This is a genomic window from Paraburkholderia sp. JPY465 (genome assembly GCF_050436725.1).
GTDB lineage: Bacteria > Pseudomonadota > Gammaproteobacteria > Burkholderiales > Burkholderiaceae > Paraburkholderia > Paraburkholderia youngii.
The window spans coordinates 2,505,867-2,521,758 of record NZ_JBNDMT010000002.1 but is presented as its reverse complement, the minus strand read 5'-3'; the positions used below and the strand labels follow the sequence as shown (position 1 = coordinate 2,521,758).

At 63.7% G+C, this 15,892-nt stretch carries 14 protein-coding genes; 5 read left to right on the top strand and 9 right to left on the bottom strand.

What is annotated here, in order from left to right; translation table 11 throughout:
• Positions 1 to 94: 94 nt before the first annotated feature.
• Complete coding sequence (locus tag QFZ94_RS13735; RefSeq protein WP_429457493.1) at positions 95 to 1,111, top strand: phosphatase PAP2 family protein; 1,017 nt, start codon at positions 95 to 97, stop codon at positions 1,109 to 1,111.
• A 109-nt stretch (positions 1,112 to 1,220) separates the two neighbouring features.
• Here the strand turns inward: QFZ94_RS13735 and yjfF are convergent, their stop codons facing one another.
• From yjfF to QFZ94_RS13710, 5 genes are all read right to left on the bottom strand, one after another.
• Entirely contained in the window at positions 1,221 to 2,318 is a 1,098-nt protein-coding gene (yjfF, locus tag QFZ94_RS13730) for a galactofuranose ABC transporter, permease protein YjfF (protein WP_410849964.1), read from the bottom strand.
• On the bottom strand, positions 2,315 to 3,358 hold the full coding sequence (locus QFZ94_RS13725) for an ABC transporter permease (protein WP_429457491.1): 1,044 nt from the start codon (positions 3,356 to 3,358) through the stop codon (positions 2,315 to 2,317). The genes yjfF and QFZ94_RS13725 overlap by 4 nt, the downstream gene beginning before the upstream one ends.
• Positions 3,355 to 4,995: a sugar ABC transporter ATP-binding protein gene (locus tag QFZ94_RS13720; protein WP_368587476.1), complete on the bottom strand. Its 1,641-nt coding sequence runs from the start codon at positions 4,993 to 4,995 to the stop codon at positions 3,355 to 3,357. Before QFZ94_RS13720 ends, QFZ94_RS13725 begins: the two co-directional genes overlap by 4 nt.
• 254 nt (positions 4,996 to 5,249) lie before the next feature.
• Positions 5,250 to 6,236 carry an ABC transporter substrate-binding protein gene (locus QFZ94_RS13715; RefSeq protein WP_429457488.1) on the bottom strand — a complete coding sequence of 329 codons (987 nt, stop codon included), beginning with the start codon at positions 6,234 to 6,236 and terminating at the stop codon, positions 5,250 to 5,252.
• 181 nt (positions 6,237 to 6,417) lie between these two features.
• Positions 6,418 to 7,020 carry an alpha-ketoglutarate-dependent dioxygenase AlkB family protein gene (locus QFZ94_RS13710; protein WP_429457486.1) on the bottom strand — a complete coding sequence of 201 codons (603 nt, stop codon included), beginning with the start codon at positions 7,018 to 7,020 and terminating at the stop codon, positions 6,418 to 6,420.
• Positions 7,021 to 7,160: 140 nt separating this feature from the next.
• On the opposite strand from QFZ94_RS13710, the gene QFZ94_RS13705 reads away from it, so the two are divergent.
• A complete protein-coding gene (locus QFZ94_RS13705; RefSeq protein ID WP_429457484.1) occupies positions 7,161 to 7,745 on the top strand; it encodes a malonic semialdehyde reductase in 585 nt (194 codons plus the stop codon).
• A gap of 59 nt (positions 7,746 to 7,804) precedes the next feature.
• Here QFZ94_RS13705 and QFZ94_RS13700 read toward each other — a convergent pair whose 3' ends face one another.
• Positions 7,805 to 8,152, bottom strand: a complete 348-nt coding sequence (locus tag QFZ94_RS13700; protein WP_368587480.1) for a hypothetical protein — start codon at positions 8,150 to 8,152, stop codon at positions 7,805 to 7,807.
• Between the two features lie 428 nt (positions 8,153 to 8,580).
• On the opposite strand from QFZ94_RS13700, the gene QFZ94_RS13695 reads away from it, so the two are divergent.
• The 3 genes from QFZ94_RS13695 to QFZ94_RS13685 all read left to right on the top strand — a co-directional run bounded on the left by QFZ94_RS13695 (position 8,581) and on the right by QFZ94_RS13685 (position 11,344).
• Positions 8,581 to 9,744 (top strand): metallophosphoesterase, encoded by a 1,164-nt coding sequence (locus tag QFZ94_RS13695; protein ID WP_368587481.1) that lies wholly within the window; start codon positions 8,581 to 8,583, stop codon positions 9,742 to 9,744.
• Positions 9,745 to 10,219: 475 nt separating this feature from the next.
• Entirely contained in the window at positions 10,220 to 10,927 is a 708-nt protein-coding gene (locus QFZ94_RS13690; RefSeq protein WP_410849968.1) for an MgtC/SapB family protein, read from the top strand.
• 162 nt (positions 10,928 to 11,089) lie between these two features.
• The gene (locus QFZ94_RS13685; RefSeq protein ID WP_176105653.1) at positions 11,090 to 11,344 is read left to right on the top strand and encodes a GlsB/YeaQ/YmgE family stress response membrane protein; all 255 of its coding nucleotides are present in this window, start codon (positions 11,090 to 11,092) and stop codon (positions 11,342 to 11,344) included.
• A gap of 112 nt (positions 11,345 to 11,456) precedes the next feature.
• Here the strand turns inward: QFZ94_RS13685 and QFZ94_RS13680 are convergent, their stop codons facing one another.
• From QFZ94_RS13680 to QFZ94_RS13670, 3 genes are all read right to left on the bottom strand, one after another.
• Positions 11,457 to 12,956 (bottom strand): acetyl-CoA hydrolase/transferase family protein, encoded by a 1,500-nt coding sequence (locus QFZ94_RS13680; protein ID WP_429457481.1) that lies wholly within the window; start codon positions 12,954 to 12,956, stop codon positions 11,457 to 11,459.
• Between the two features lie 178 nt (positions 12,957 to 13,134).
• Positions 13,135 to 13,353 carry a hypothetical protein gene (locus QFZ94_RS13675; protein WP_152853807.1) on the bottom strand — a complete coding sequence of 73 codons (219 nt, stop codon included), beginning with the start codon at positions 13,351 to 13,353 and terminating at the stop codon, positions 13,135 to 13,137.
• Between the two features lie 138 nt (positions 13,354 to 13,491).
• Positions 13,492 to 15,711 carry an FUSC family protein gene (locus tag QFZ94_RS13670; RefSeq protein WP_429457479.1) on the bottom strand — a complete coding sequence of 740 codons (2,220 nt, stop codon included), beginning with the start codon at positions 15,709 to 15,711 and terminating at the stop codon, positions 13,492 to 13,494.
• Positions 15,712 to 15,892 lie beyond the last annotated feature (181 nt).

Sequence of the window (15,892 nt, the reverse complement as noted above, 5' to 3'; positions counted from 1 at the left end):
CCGTCGGCCCCAGTCACGACAAGGCCGGCAGACGATAGGCATTACCTGTGCTTGTCCTTTACCGGACCGGACCCACAAAAAATGGACGAGCACGATGTCGAGCCACGAACACGAACACGGGGAACAGCGCGGTAGCGAGCGTTACCTGATCCGATACCTGAGCGGCTGGGCCCTCGTGGCTCTCGTCACCGCGCTCGACGGGTTCTGGGTCGCCGGCAACGGCTACACCGTGCCGGGCGACGGCGTCGCCAATCTCGCGCAAGCCGCCGCAATCTCGATGTTCATCGTGATCGGACTGCTCGCGTTCGCACAACTGCGCCGCTACGCGCCATTGACCCGAACGCTGCGCTGCCGTGAAATGGCAGTCACACTCGCCTGGCTCACCCTGCTGCTGACCTTCGTCGCCGCTTTCGACCTGCTGCAGTACCTGTGCGCAACCGTCGACGCGCCGCTCATCGACGAGCGTCTTCTGGCATTCGACAGCGCCTTCGGCTTTCACTGGCTGCGCGTTTATTCATGGGTGCGCTCGCATCCGGCGCTTCAACACATTCTTGAGATCGCCTACGCAAGCATGCTCGCGCAAGGGCTTGCGATTCCCATCATTCTCGGGCTTGCAGGCCGACGCGACGAACTGTCGGAGTTCGTGCTGCTCTTCATGCTGTCGGGCCTTCTGCTGCTTCTGATTGCGACTCCGCTTCCCGCCTCGAGCGCATTTCTGCATTTCGGCATTGCGGATCCCAACACGTCGGCTACCGTCTCGGACTTTTATCCACTGCGCGACGGCACGCTGCGGACATTCATCATGGTGCCAGCGCAAGGTATGGTGTCGATGCCGTCATTTCACACGACGCTCGGTATTGTCTTTATCTATGCGCTGCGTCGCATCCCGCGGTTATTGCTGTTTGCGGTTCCGCTCAACCTGACGATGATCCTGTCGACACCGACCCAAGGCGGTCACTATCTCGCCGATGTGATTGCGGGTCTGCTACTCAGTGCGCTTTCGATCGCAGCGCTCAAAGGCTGCATGCACCTGCTGGCGACGCGCAAATCCGCGGATGTCGTCAAGCGCGCCGTCTATTCCGGCGTCGCGCCGATCGATTCGCTTCCCTGATGCGCATAGCCCGGCAGCGCGCGGATCGCGCAAATGTCGCATCGACTGATGGAAAAGCGGCGCCCGGAAGAACGGGGCGCCGCCGTTTGAAACGCTGGAAGGAAGCGCCTTAGCCCGGCGCCCGCCCCAACACCTGCGAATCCGACGATGCCGCCGTCGACGGCTCGTCATGTCCGTGCCCATGCCCCGTCGTCGTGACCGCATTGGTGCCGCCGGGCCGACGCACGGACTTCGCATGCCGCTCGATCAACCGTTGCAGCAAACAGAACGCGCACAGCAGCGCGCCGATCACGATCCGCGTCCACCACGAACTGAGCGTGCCGTCGAACGTAATCAGCGTCTGGATGGTGCCGAGAATGCCGACGCCGAACAGCGAGCCGACCACATAACCGACACCACCGGTCAGCAGCGTGCCGCCGATCACCGTCGCTGCAATCGCATCGAGCTCCATGCCTTGCCCTTGCAGCCCATAACCCGACAGCACATAGAACGTGAACACCGCGCCGCCAAGCGCCGAACAGAAGCCACTCAGCGCATACACGCCGACCCGCGTGCGCGCGACCGGCAGCCCCATCAGCAGCGCCGAGCGCGGATTGCCGCCGACCGCATACACGTTGCGTCCGAAGCGCGTGAAATGGGCGACATAGATCGCGGCCGCCAGCGCCACGAGCGCGATCAGCACGTTCGCCGATACCGAACCGACGCCAACGTTGAGACGGAACGCGGAGATCGCCTTGAACGTCGGATCGGTGATCGTGATCGACTGCGTCGTGATCAGAAAGCACAGGCCACGCGCGAAGAACATCCCCGCCAGCGTCACGATGAACGCCTGCAGGCGGAAGTAGTGGATCAGCGCGCCCTGCACCGCGCCGAACACCGTGCCCATCAATAGCACGAGCGGAATGATCAGCCACACCGAAACGTGCATGTGCTCGGACAGCACGGCTGCGACGATCGTCGTCAGCGCGACGATCGAGCCCACCGACAGGTCGATGCCGCCCGACACGATGACGAACGTCATGCCGATCGCGACGATCAGCAGGAACGCGTTGTCGACGAGCAGATCGAGCAGCACCTGCCATGAGAAGAAGCCGGTGTACATCACCGAACCGAAGCCGAAAAGCGCGCAGAACAACAGGACCGTCACCGCGATCGGCAGCGTGCGCGGATCGACCACGCGGGCGAGTGCTTCGAGAAAGCGCGTCATCGTGCCACCCCGCGCGATTTGACCAGCGACGCGCCGAACGACACGGCGAGCGCGCGCGCCGCCGGCGACTGGATCACGCTGACCGCGAGCACGACGGCCGCCTTGACGACGAGTGTCGCTTCCGGCGGCACGCCGATCGAATAGGTCGTGTACGTGAGCGTCTGGATGATCAGCGCACCGAGCACCGTGCCCGCGAAGCTGAAGCGGCCGCCGAGCAGCGACGTGCCGCCGAGCGTCACCGCGAGAATCGCGTCGAGTTCGAGCAGCAGGCCCGCGTTGTTGCCGTCCGCGCTGCGCACGTTCGAACTGATCAGAATGCCGGCCAACGCCGCGGTCAAACCGGAGAAGCTGTACACCGCGAACACGATCGCCTTCGAGCGCAAGCCGACGAGCCGCGTCGCAACCGGGTTCACGCCGATCGCGCGAATGAACAGGCCAAGCGCCGTGCCCTCCACCAAAGCGGCGGTCGCCAGCACGGCTACCGCCGCGATCCATACCGAGCACGGCACGCCGAGCCAGTAGCCGCCGCCGACGAACAGATAGCCGGGCGCGCCGATCGGGATGATCTGCCCGGCGGTCAGAAGTTGCGCGATGCCACGGCCGGCGACCATCAGGATCAGCGTCGCGATGATCGGCTGCATGCCGACGAACGCGACGAGCACTCCGTTCCACATGCCGCTCAAAATGCCGACGACGAGCGCGGCCAACAGCGCCTGCACGATCAGCGCACCGCTCGGCACGGCCTGGGTCGCGAGTATCGTCGCGGCCGCGGCGCCGGCGATCGCGACCACCGCACCGACCGAGATGTCGATGCCGCGCGTCGCGATCACGAGCGTCATGCCGATCGCGACCAGCACGAGCGGCGCCGCGCGATTGAGGATGTCGATCGGCGCGCCGAACAGGTGACCGTCGAGCATGCGCAGCGCGAGAAAATGCGGATTGACCAGCAGGTTCAGTCCGCACAGCAATACCAGCGTCACGCATGGCCACACCAGCGGACGTTCGACGCCGTCGCGCGCGAACCAGTTCGATAGCTTCATTCGCCGCTCCCTGCGATGAGTCGGTAGATGTTGTCTTCGTTCGATGCCTTACCGGCCACCTCGGCGATCTTGCGGCGATCGCGCAGCACCGCGACGCGATGGCTGACGCGCAGCACCTCGCTGATCTCCGACGAGATGAACAGGATGGACAGGCCGTTCGCGCACAACGCGAGCAGCCGGTCCATGATGTCGAACTTGGCGGCGACGTCGATACCGCGGGTCGGCTCGTCGAGGATCAGCAGTTTGGGATCGGTTGCGAGCCAGCGCGCGAGCAGAGCCTTCTGCTGGTTGCCGCCGGACAGGAGCGCGATCGGCTGCTCGGCATCGGACGCCTTGATGCCGAGCCGCTCGATCCACATATCGGCGAGTTCGCGCGCGCGTTGCCGGCTGATCTTGCGCCACCAGCCGCGCCGCGCCTGCAACGCGAGCATGATGTTTTCGCGGATCGACAGCTCGGCGACGATGCCTTCCTTCTTGCGGTCTTCCGCGCAATAGCCGATGCCGTGGCGCACCGCGTCGTGCGGCGTGCGCAGCCGCACGGGACGCCCTTCGACGAGGATCGTGCCGCTGTCCGCGCGATCCGCGCCGAACAGCAGACGCGCGGTTTCGGTGCGCCCCGAGCCGAGCAGTCCCGCGAGGCCGAGTATCTTGCCGGCGTGCACTTCGAGATCGATCGGCTGTAGCGTGCCGCGACGGCCGACGCCGCGCAGTTCGATGAACGGCTGCGTGGCCGTTGCTTCTTCCGGGTGATCGTGCGCGACTTCCTGCAGATCGTCGGCGGCCTGCCCTTCGTGGGCTGCTTCGCGCAGACGCGCGCTCATGCGCTCGTGGCCGACCATCTTCGCGACCAGCTGATCCGCGGACAGATCGCGCGCCAGATATTCGCCTTCGCGCTCGCCGTTGCGCATCACCGTGATGCGATCGGAGATCGCATAGGTCTGTTCGATGAAATGCGTGACGAACAGGATCGCGATGCCCGATCGCTTGAGATGGCGAAGGATTTTGAATAGCTGCGCGACTTCGCTGTCGTCGAGGCTCGAAGTCGGCTCGTCGAGAATCAGCACGCGCGCATCGACGGACAACGCTCGCGCGATCGCGACCATCTGCTGCACGGCGATCGGATAGGCGTCGAGCGAGCGCGTGACGTCAAGCGACACGTCGAGGCGCGCGAGCGCTTCCTGCGCGCGGCGCTTGATGTCGGGCCAGTCGATCGCGCCGAAGCGGCGCGGCTGCCGGCCCGCGAAGATGTTCTCCGCGACCGACAGATTCGGGCACAGGTTCACTTCCTGGTACAGCGTGCGCACGCCGGCCGCCTCGGCTTCCTGCGGCGACGCGAATGCGACCACCTCGCCGCCGAGGCGGATCGTGCCCGCATCGGGTGCGAGCACGCCGGTGAGCACGTTGATCAACGTGGATTTGCCGGCGCCGTTCTGGCCCATCAGCGTATGGACCTCGCCGGGAAACAGGCGGAAGTCGACGTGTTGCAACGCCTTCACGCCCGGAAATGTCTTGCTGACGCCGGAAGTCGCCAGGATCGGTTCGCGCGCGCTCATGTCATTCTGTTGGCTTCGCGCACCCGGTGGCGTGCCGCGCTGCGGCTGGTCCGGCTGAGTCGGTTCGGTAGCGGATTGGGTCATGGACCTCGCTCGATCGGCTATGCATGGTTCGGCAGGCCCCAGCGGCATGCTCCCGCGGACGCAGGCTCCTGAAAAGAGACCGCCCGCTGCAGAAGGAAGCAGCCCGGGCGGTCAGGCACCACTGGAGAAACCTGTTCGATGCGTCCGTACTGCACATCTCCTTCGCGCCGCGGGCCGCGTCGGCCCAGGCGCCTGAACACCGCACACGCCGCGGCACTCGCGCGAGCGATGCCGCGGCGATGTTGCGCGTCGCGTCAGTACTTACGCGACGGCAAAGTTTGCGCAGCGACGCTCATCGGGAAGACAGTCTCCTGAGTCAGGATGCGCTTCGGCAGCGGCTTGCCAGCCACCACGTCTTTCACCGCCGTCATCAGCTGCGGTCCGAGCAGCGGGCTGCACTCGACGTCGACGTTGATCTTGCCAGCGGCCATCGCCTGGAAGCCGCCCTTGGTTGCGTCGAACGAAACCACCACGACGTCCTTGCCCGGATGCATGCCGGCTTCTTCCATCGCCTGGATCGCGCCGAGGGCCATGTCGTCGTTATGAGCATAGACAACGTTGATCTTGTTGCCGTAGGTCTTGATGAACGCTTCCATCACCTGCTTGCCGCCGGCAAGCGTGAAGTCGCCGCTTTGCGACGCGATGATCTTGAACTTCGGATCGCTCTTGATCACTTCGACCAGACCCGCGTGGCGGTCATTCGCCGGCGCGGAGCCGACCGTGCCTTGCAGCTCGGCGATGTTGATCGGGCCTTTATCGTTCTTGTAGTTCTCCGCGAGCCACTTGCCGCCGCGTCGTCCTTCTTCGAGGAAGTCCGAGCCGATCATCGTCACGTACAGCGACGGGGCCTTCACGTCGATGTTGCGGTCGGTCAGGATCACCGGAATCTTCGCGGCCTTGGCTTCGAGCAGCACCGGTTCCCAGCCCGATTCGACGACCGGCGAGAACGCGATCACGTCGACCTTCTGAGCGATATACGAGCGGATCGCCTTGATCTGGTTTTCCTGCTTCTGCTGCCCGTCGGAGAATTTGAGGTTGATACCGGCATCCGCCGCCGCCGACTTCACCGATTCGGTATTCGCGGTGCGCCATGCACTTTCCGCACCGACCTGCGCAAAACCGAGCGTTATTTTCTTGTCCTCGGCATGCGCGCCTGGGGTGGCCAGCGTTAGCACTCCGAGACTCGCGGAAAGCGCGAGCGCGCCCAGAGCGCGACACGCGGCACGTCGTGAATTCGCCATGACAGTCTCCAATCGTTGTTGTGTAGACGACCCAGCGGTCAGCCCGGCCCTCGTGGCCCTCACGGCGCATGGATCGTGATGTAGCGTACTGTGCGACGCGTTAACCGTCCAATCATATGATTCGCGCCCTCGATATCAATTTTGGTATAGCGCGTCGATCAGAGCATTGCCGCTCGGTGAGTCAGGTCGGCGTCACTCTCGGGGTGACCCAGCGAAACGTCAGATTGATGCGCTCGCCGCTCACGCGCGGCTCCTTCGGCACCCGATGACGCCACTGCGCCTGGGTGTCGCCCTTCATCACGAGCAGGCTGCCGCCCTTTAGCGAGAACGATTGCACGACGCCGCTGCGGTTGTGCTGCAGATCGAACCTGCGCGCGACACCGAGACTCACCGACGCGATCACCGGTTGCTTGCCGAGTTCGGGCTCGCGGTCCGCATGCCAGCCCATGCTGTCGGCGCCGCTGCGGTAACGATTCAGCAGCACGCTGTTAAAACGCGCGCCGCTGGTCGCCTCGGCGGCGGCCTTCAGTTCAGCGACGGCGGGCGTCCACGGTTGCGGCACGTTGCGGATACCGGAGTAGACATACACCGCATCCGGCTCGCCCTGCCAGGCGGTCAGACGCGGCAGTGCAACACGGCCCCCAGGCGTGCCCATCATGTCCTGGCGCCATTGCACTTCGTCGATCAGGCGGGCGAGCAGGCGTTCGGCGTCGGCCGTTGCGAGCCAGTCGGGATACCAGTCGACGTCGGGGGTCGGCAGGTCGTTGAAAAGATCGGTGTTCATCGGAATGCCTGGATGCAAGCGGACGAGTAAAAACCTTGGCTATTATGGCGACGACGGCTCACGCGCTGATTCACGCGCATTGCTCTTTCATTCGACGCGGCTCCGCGCGTTCCCTCCATTCTTTTGCAGGGATCACTTCCATGACACTTTCCGATCAGGCGCTCGCACAGCTCTTTCGCGATGCGCGTACGCACAACGGCTGGCAGAACAAACCGATCGACGACGCCGTGCTGCGCGAGTTGATGGAACTCGTCCTGCTCGGCCCGACCTCGGCCAATTCGAGTCCGGGCCGCTTCGTGTTCGTCAGGACGCCGGAGGGCAAGGAGAAACTGCGCCCGGCGCTGTCGGCCGGCAATCTCGAGAAAACGATGGCAGCGCCGGTCACGGTGATCGTCGCCATGGACATGGCCTTCTACGAGCATCTGCCGAAACTGTTTCCGCATGCGGATGCGCGCAGCTGGTTCGTCGGCAACGAGCGGTTGATCGCGGACACGGCGTTTCGGAATTCGACGCTGCAAGGCGGCTATCTGATTCTCGCGGCGCGTGCGCTCGGTCTCGACACCGGGCCGATGTCGGGCTTCGATCAGGCCAAGGTCGACGCAGCGTTCTTTACAGGTACGACGGTGAAGTCGAACTTCCTGATCAATCTTGGCTATGGCGATCCGTCGAAGCTGTTTCCTCGCAGCCCGCGTTTTTCGTTCGACGAAGCGGCGCGGATAGCGTGACGGTGCGTTGATGATGGATGGCGCGGCGGGTGTCGTGCCACCCGTTGAATCGAATCGCGTCAGGTTAGCAGCGCGATATAAAACACCACGGTGCCGATCAACGCGCCGACGAAGCAGAAGCCCTCTTCGGCTTCGTCGCCATTCGAGCGCAGCCACGCGCCGACCGCGCCGAACAGCCCCGCGATGCCGAGCGCGACGCACACCATCACGACATCGAACAACGCGCTTTTGCCGAGCTCGGAAAAATCGAAGCCGCGCACGGCGATGTAAAGCGCAATCGCCATCAGCGAGATGCCGACGAGCGGCAACATCACATGGCTACCCTCGTATCCGACATGATGCGGATGATGAGCATGATGCACGTCGTCCGCGTGATGCCACAGGTGGCCCGATTTGAGCAGCTTCATGGTGTGCCTCCCCCCGCCGATCTTTCCCGGCGACAGAACCAGTCATGGCCGAAGCGCCCTGCGCTGCCCCGGCAACAAGCTGTTTGCTTTCAAGCATACTCCACACATGGACACAATTCAAAGCCCATTTAATTCGTTTGCATAGGCATTAAATGCGTCGCGCGTGCTCTTGTAAGTATCTGCTGAGCACGGAACGCGCCTGCCCCGGCGAAGCCGTGTCGTGGCTCGTCCCGGCGCCTTCCGGCGGGCGTGCCGTGCGGTGCCGGAGCACGAATTTTGCAGCCACGGCAAGGGACCGAACATGTCGGTAGAATGATTCGCCGCGTTCGCTAACCGTCGCGCACGCAAGCACTGCCCGCCAATGGATCGCCGCCGCGCTGTCGCTGTGATGCCGGCCCTTTGGCCCCCTTCCCGTCCTGATCCTCTTTATGCGACGTTCATCGTTTCTTGTGCGCATCATCCTGATTGGCATCCTGCTGCATATCTACGTTGGTTTGCGCCTGATTCCAGACATGCCGACCGACTCGGCCGGCCGCGGACTGTGCGTGCTGTGGCTCGTGCTGTCGATCTACCTGATCCCGGTCGGCATGATGGCGCGCGGCTTCAAGCGCCAGCCGCTCGGCGACCGGCTCGCATGGGTCGGCCTGCTCGCGATGGGCTTTTTCTCGTCGCTGCTGGTGCTGACGTTCGCGCGCGACCTGATGCTGGCGTCGCTGCTGACGATCGACGCGATCTGGCCGAACACGCTTACGATCGCGCATTGGCGCACCGGGTCGGCGGCGGCCGTGCCGCTGCTCGCGCTGCTGTCGACGCTGATCGGCCTGTTCAACGCGCGCCGTCGCGCGCGCGTCGTCACGATCGAAGTACCGATCGACGATCTGCCTGCCGAACTCGCCGGCTTCACGATCGTGCAGATCAGCGACATCCACGTCGGCCCGACGATCAAGGGCCGCTATGTCGACGCGATCGTCGACGCGGTGAACCGGCTCGAGCCGGATCTGATCGCGGTGACGGGCGATGTCGTCGACGGCAGCGTGCCGCAGTTGAGCCGGCATACGCAGCCGCTGTCGCGGCTCGCCGCGCGGCACGGTGCGTTTCTCGTGACCGGCAATCACGAGTACTACTCCGGCGCGAACTCGTGGATCGCCGAATTCCGCCGGCTCGGCTTGCGGGTGCTGCTGAACGAACACGTGATCGTCGATCATGACGGCGCGCGCGCCGTGATCGCCGGCGTCACCGATTACTCGGCGGGTCATCATGACCCCGCGCACCGCAGCGACCCGGTTGCGGCGCTCGCCGGCGCGCCGGGGGACGTGCTGATCAGGGTGCTGCTCGCGCATCAGCCGCGCTCGGCCGAAGCGGCCGCGGCGGCCGGCTTCACGCTGCAGTTGTCGGGTCATACGCACGGTGGTCAGTTCTTTCCGTGGAATTTCTTCGTGCGGCTGCAGCAGCCGTTTACGGCGGGCCTCGCGCGTCTGGACGGACTATGGGTTTATACGAGTCGCGGCACGGGCTATTGGGGACCGCCCAAACGACTCGGCGCGCCTTCGGAGATCACACGGTTGAGACTCGTACCGGGCGAACCCGATTGAACTCAACATTCGCAGTCCGGAGCAATTAATTGCAGCCTTTCAGCATTAGGGCTATGGCAACACTAAATGCACACTCCGTGCCGCTCGCGGCTTGACTGATCTTTGCGCAGCCCCCTAAAATTCGCGCAATTCTTCTAACCGGAATCACGATCTTGGACAGTAGCAGCTGTACGAGCCGAGTATCGATTTGCCCGCTCGCCTGAGCCGCAGGATTTCCGCGTCAGTCTTTTCTGTCGCCGTCCTGCCCTCGGGCTCGATGGCGCACGTCGCTCCCATTTCATTGTCATTCGCGTACTGCCGGTAAAGCACCGCGTGGCGCGATGCCATGCCGATACCGCACGCTCCGGCCGCTGCACGCGTGTGCGCGCGTATTTCGTCCCGCCCGCATGAACTTGCCCTGCACGAGGTAGACGATCTGATGTTCTCACGCGTAGGCTTCACACTGCGACAGCGCCCACGCCAACCTTTCTGAACGATGACACTCGAATTCTTCCTGCGTCTGATGACCGCTTTTGCTTGCGGCGTCGCGATCGGCCTCGAACGACAGATCCGCCAGCGCACTGCCGGCCTGCGCACGATCACGCTCGTGGCAAGCGGCGCGTGCCTGTTCGTCACGCTCGGCGTGCTGACCGGCAACGGCGTCAGCGGCATTACGCAGATTGCGGCCTATGTGGTGTCCGGCGTCGGCTTTCTTGGCGGCGGCGTCATCATGCGCGACAAGGGCTCGATCCAGGGGATCAACACCGCGGCGACGCTGTGGTGCTCGGCGGCCGTGGGTGTATTGAGCGGCGCGGGACATTACGGACCGGCGCTCGCCGGCACCGCGGTCGTGCTGCTGGCCAACACCGTACTGCGTGAAGTGAGCCGGATGATCAACCAGACGCCGGTTTCAAACGCCGACCTCGTGCGCGAGTACGTGCTGACGATCGTCTGCCGCGAAGCCGACGAGATCCACATTCGCACCGCGATTTCCAACTCGATGTACTCGGCGCCGCTGTCGTTCCAGAGCCTGACGAGCGAGGATGTCGAGGACGAGCCGGCGCGCATTCGCGTGACGGCGACGCTGACGATGCATCCGAAAGATCAATCGAAGCTCGAACAGATGGCGAGCCGCCTGAGCATGGAAAAGAGCGTGTCCAGCGTCAGTTGGACCGCGCGGGAAGCGGAACCGACACCCGAGTGAAGCGCTGTGCGCAAGTCTCCTCTGTTCGCGCGCATCGTCTACACTTAGCTTGCAGCAGATTCAGATAGTGTCAATTCCGCGTCCCGAACGCGGACCGTCCCATAACCTTCGACTAAGCTCTGTCACCGTGATTTGTTCACACTCAACCAGGGAGTCTCGAATATGGAACACGGCATCATTGCATGGCTCATCATCGGCGCGATCGCTGGCTGGCTCGCGGGCGTATTGGTCAAGGGTGGCGGCTTCGGCCTGATCGTCGACATCATCGTCGGGATCATCGGGGCGTTCATCGGCGGCTGGCTCGCGGGCGTGTTGCATATCTCTATTGGCAGCGGCTGGATCGCCTCGATCATCACCGCGGTGATCGGCGCGGTCATTCTGCTGTTTATTATCCGGCTCGTGCGACGAGGCTCCTGAGCGCAGCGTCCGATTTCATCAAGCGCCAGCGGGCTCGTGCCGCTGGCGCTTTTTTGTTGCCTGTTTCTGCTGTGTTGATCGCAGCGATTGCGGGTGCCGCGGGCGTTGCAGATCAGCCCGGCAGCATCGAGCCCGTCTCGCGCAGCCGCGTATGCCATGCAAATGCCTGATCGAGGCAATGCGGCGTCTGCCCTCCCCAACGCAACGCATCGCGGTAGTAGTCGCGCAACAGTTCGCGATACCGCGGGTGTACGCAATGCTCGATGATCAGCGTCGCACGTTCGCGCGGCGCGAGGCCGCGCAGATCGGCGAGACCTTGCTCGGTGACGACGACGTCGACGTCGTGCTCGTTGTGGTCGCAATGCGGCACCATCGGCACGATGCTCGAAATGCGGTCGCCTTTCGCGGTCGACTTGGTCGCGAACACCGCGCACGACGCATTACGCGCAAAGTCGCCCGAGCCGCCAATGCCGTTCATCATGTGCGTGCCGCCGACATGCGTCGAATTGACGTTACCGTAGATATCGAATTCGAGCGCGGTATTGAGCGCGATCAGACCGAGCCGCCGAATCACCTCCGGATGGTTGCTGACTTCCTGCGGACGCAGCACGAGCCGGTCGCGATAGCGCTCGATATCGCCGAACACCTGCGCCTGCCGCGCGGCCGACAGCGTGATCGACGCGCCGGACGCAAACGCGACCTTGCCGGCGTCCATCAGATCGAACGTCGAATCCTGCAAGACTTCTGAATAGATTTCGAACACATCGAACGGCGAATCGACGAAGCCCGCCAGCACCGCGTTGGCGATCGTACCGATACCGGCCTGCAGCGGCGGCAACTGCTTCGGCATACGGCCACGCGTGACTTCGTGCTGGAAAAATTCGATCAGGTGTCCGGCGATCAACGCGGTTTCCCGATCCGCGGGGAGCACCGTGGACGGGCTGTCGGCCATGTCCGTGATCACGATCGCCGCGATTTTCTCGGGCGGAATCTCGATAGCGGGAGTGCCGACGCGATCCTGCGCGCGCACGATCGGCAGCGGCTCGCGATGCGGCCGGCGCCCCGGAATCCAGATGTCGTGCAAGCCTTCGAGCTCGAGCGGCTGCGCAAGATTGATCTCGACGATGACCTTGTCCGCGAGAATCGCGAAGCTGGCCGAATTGCCGACTGAAGTTGTCGGCACGATACCGCCGCTCTCCGTGATCGCGGCGGCTTCGATGATCGCGACATCGAGCTTGCCGAGCTGGTTCGCGCGCAGCATCTCGACGGTCTCGGACAGATGCTGGTCGACGAACATCACTTCGCCGCGATTGATTGCGTCGCGCAGCGTCTTGTCCACCTGAAACGGCAGACGGCGCGCGAGCACGTGCGCCTCGGTCAGCATGCGGTCGACGTCATGACCGAGCGAGGCGCCCGTCATCAGCGTGATGCGCAGCGGCTCGCCCAACTGGCGCGCACGCTCGGCAAGCGCGACCGGCACCGCCTTCGCGTCGCCCGCGCGCGTGAAGCCGCTTGCGCCAACGCGCATGCCGTCGTGAATCAGAAGCGCCGCGTCGGCGGCCTTGGTGATTTTTTCGCGCAGCGCGGCGCAGCGAATTCGGTCTTCGTACATGAAAGGGAGTCTCTCCATAGTCGCCAGCTCCGTCTACTGGTGCGCACGTCTGCGGTGTGCTTCGCTCAATAGGCGGTTGCCGCACCCGCTGCGGCGTCTCGATCGGACGGCGTCGCGAGCAGGTGTTGGGTCGCGTGACAGGGTCCGCGACAGGTTGTTGCGCGTGAAGCAGCCGGACTCAGCTGCCGAAGAAGATGTTGCAGAAGCTCATCGGCCCAACGCATTCGTCGGCTTTCGCTTTCGGCGCTTCCGCATGCTTGCGCGCGGCACCCTTATCGGCGCGCTGGCTATCCGCCTGCGCAACCTGCTGGTCCGGCGCGGCCGGCGCCGTCTGTGCATAGGCGGCGGCAGCGGTGGACAAAGAACAGGCGATCAGGACCAACTTCAACACTTTCATCTCACTCTCCAGGACTTACGGCTACTGCGACCACTACTGCGAAGCAGTGACGCAACTATATGACCGTCACCTAAGCGGATTAACGGGGCCGCCTGGAAGGGATCTTTCCATCTGGCAGAAAGATCCACGAAGCATGGCTCAGCGACGATTGAACGGCGCGTCTTTGTCGAGCAACGCGCTACGAATGAAGTGCAGACAGCTCAGGATGCGCTGCAGATTGTGACGCCGGTCGCGCTCGGCATGCACGGTCCGCAGCATGTCTTGCGCGAGCCAGGTTGCCGAGCGCACGGCGACCAGTGCGCGTTCGAGCGAACCGGGATCGGGGCGTTCGAAGAGCCGGGCGAGATCGTCGCAGGTGTGTTCGATCACGCTGCGCCAGCGCGGCTGAAGCATGTCGGCATATTCGGCGCGCGCGGCTTCGTTGCGCAGGTCGATGACGGCGTGACCTACTTCGATCGTCGCGAGCATCCAGCGAAGCGCGTCGCGCCGTCGTCGCGAACGGTGCGTCAGCAGCACGCGCAGTTGTGAAGTCAGATCGTGCGTGCCCGCCTGGAAACGTCGGTTCAGACCCGGCAGGGCCTCCTTGCATGCCGATACCGTTTGCGCTCTCAGGTCGCCCATGATCCGGTCGATCAGCCAGCGCATATCGGCGGGAAAGACCACCGCGAATCCAACTGCCGCGAGCGACATCGACGCGGTCAGCGCGATGCCGTTGTTGATCAGCAGATCAGGCACGTAGCTGACGATGTTATCCGGCCCGGCCAGCAGACAGAAGAACACCGAAAAGCCGATGCCGAACCCCGACGCGCCGCGACGTGTCGCGATGAATGCGCCTAGTGCGAGCACCGGCGCGAGTGCCGCGCAAAGCAGCGGGAAACCATCGATGTTGGGATACACGTAGCACATGAACACGTAGCCTGTCAGCGTCGCGAGCACCGCGCCGATCGCCATCTGCATGGCCATCCTGGTAGCGCTTGGCGCGGTGGACGTCAACGCACAGACCAGCGTTGCGCCGATCACGGCAAGGCCGCCGCTCGGCCAGTTGGTCGCGATCCAGAACGCGCCGGCGATCCCGATGACGACAGCCGAGCGCAGAAACGTGAACAATACGGCGAAGTGGTTTGTGCGGCTGACAGGTCTGCTCGGGGAGTGGCTCCTTTGTGGGCTCGAGCTGCGTCGCAGGCTTTGCTGCGGGCTTTCTGTTTTGCGCCACAAGCTTGAATACGTTTGCGAATAATTCATCCATTCGCCCACGAATCGATACAGCAATTCGGCTGCCGTGTCGAAGTCCGCAAGCGATTCCGCGGACGCGGCTTCGAGTGGCCGCCTCGTTTCACGTACCCGGCGTGGCAGGTTCGCTCGAAAGAGCCGCAGATCGGCTGCTGCGTGCGAGGCTTCGACGCCTGCTTCAACTTGTGCTTGTGCTTCGAACAAGGCTCCCAGTTCGTCGAGGTATGGACCGATGGCCGCGAGTATCGACACTGCGCCGCTCGCCCACAACCGTTTGAGCAACTGATTTAGCGCATGCAGACGCGCGCATGCATCCATGAATTCGCTATTCAGACGCGCCAGATGCGCACTGCGCGAGCGCATCGCCGGGTCTTCGAATGCGACGAACGTACGCGTTGCTTCGAAGCCCGCGATTTCGTCGACGAAGTCCGCGAAACGCCGTTCGAACTGATGGCGCTCGAGCCCGCCTGCGAACACATCGACAGCAAAGGCAGTAAAATTCGCGTTCCTGATCCGAAGGTTACGTCGTAGCGCAAGGCTCGAGCGCTGCGGCAGCAGCAATGCGCTGACCGCGCTCGAACACACGATGCCAACCGCCACTTCCGCCGCGCGCGCGAGTGCGGCGAGGAACAGTCCCTCGGGCGTCATCACGTTCGGAATGCCGATCAGCGCGGCGGTGTAACCCGCGAGCACGAAACCGTACCATCTGAAATGCCGATACCGCACCGCCGCAGCAATACAGGCGCTCACCCATGCGATCATGCCGAGCATGTACAGTTCGGGCTGCTGGGCGAACAGCCCGCCGAGCACGAGCGCGGCCACGGTCCCTCCCGCAGTTCCGAGAATCCGGTAGAAGCTCTTCGCGAGCACCATGCCGCTGAACGGTTGCATCAACACGAAAACCGTGGTCATCGCAATGCGCGGCTGCTGCAGATCGAGCAGCATCGCGATGCCCAGCGCCAGCAGACCGGCGGTTACCGTCTTCAGCAGATGAAGCCAGGTCAGACCGTCGCTGCTGGCCCAGTCGCGCACGACCCGATTGAGTTTGGCTCGACCGAGTCGTCGCCGCATGACACCGCGCGGACCGAATAAATCCGACGACGGCTCGATCGCATGATCGGGTTTCATCTGAAAACAGTGCACCCCTCGTGGTCGCTGAGAGAGCCTCCGGGCAGAATCACTGACACCGACAGGCGAGGCGCCGATTGTAGGAGTCCCCGTTGCACGCATTAAGACGACGAGTGCAAAACATCTGTTCTAGAACGGACAACAATAGTGCCTCGGGACTGACGGAAAATATGACCTTGGT

Coding starts and splice junctions, on each gene's coding strand:
- QFZ94_RS13735 (WP_429457493.1), top strand. CDS start 95: ATGTCGAGCCACGAACACGAACACGGGGAACAGCGCGGTAGCGAGCGT.
- yjfF (WP_410849964.1), bottom strand. CDS start 2,318: ATGACGCGCTTTCTCGAAGCACTCGCCCGCGTGGTCGATCCGCGCACG.
- QFZ94_RS13725 (WP_429457491.1), bottom strand. CDS start 3,358: ATGAAGCTATCGAACTGGTTCGCGCGCGACGGCGTCGAACGTCCGCTG.
- QFZ94_RS13720 (WP_368587476.1), bottom strand. CDS start 4,995: ATGACCCAATCCGCTACCGAACCGACTCAGCCGGACCAGCCGCAGCGC.
- QFZ94_RS13715 (WP_429457488.1), bottom strand. CDS start 6,236: ATGGCGAATTCACGACGTGCCGCGTGTCGCGCTCTGGGCGCGCTCGCG.
- QFZ94_RS13710 (WP_429457486.1), bottom strand. CDS start 7,020: ATGAACACCGATCTTTTCAACGACCTGCCGACCCCCGACGTCGACTGG.
- QFZ94_RS13705 (WP_429457484.1), top strand. CDS start 7,161: ATGACACTTTCCGATCAGGCGCTCGCACAGCTCTTTCGCGATGCGCGT.
- QFZ94_RS13700 (WP_368587480.1), bottom strand. CDS start 8,152: ATGAAGCTGCTCAAATCGGGCCACCTGTGGCATCACGCGGACGACGTG.
- QFZ94_RS13695 (WP_368587481.1), top strand. CDS start 8,581: ATGCGACGTTCATCGTTTCTTGTGCGCATCATCCTGATTGGCATCCTG.
- QFZ94_RS13690 (WP_410849968.1), top strand. CDS start 10,220: ATGACACTCGAATTCTTCCTGCGTCTGATGACCGCTTTTGCTTGCGGC.
- QFZ94_RS13685 (WP_176105653.1), top strand. CDS start 11,090: ATGGAACACGGCATCATTGCATGGCTCATCATCGGCGCGATCGCTGGC.
- QFZ94_RS13680 (WP_429457481.1), bottom strand. CDS start 12,956: ATGTACGAAGACCGAATTCGCTGCGCCGCGCTGCGCGAAAAAATCACC.
- QFZ94_RS13675 (WP_152853807.1), bottom strand. CDS start 13,353: ATGAAAGTGTTGAAGTTGGTCCTGATCGCCTGTTCTTTGTCCACCGCT.
- QFZ94_RS13670 (WP_429457479.1), bottom strand. CDS start 15,711: ATGAAACCCGATCATGCGATCGAGCCGTCGTCGGATTTATTCGGTCCG.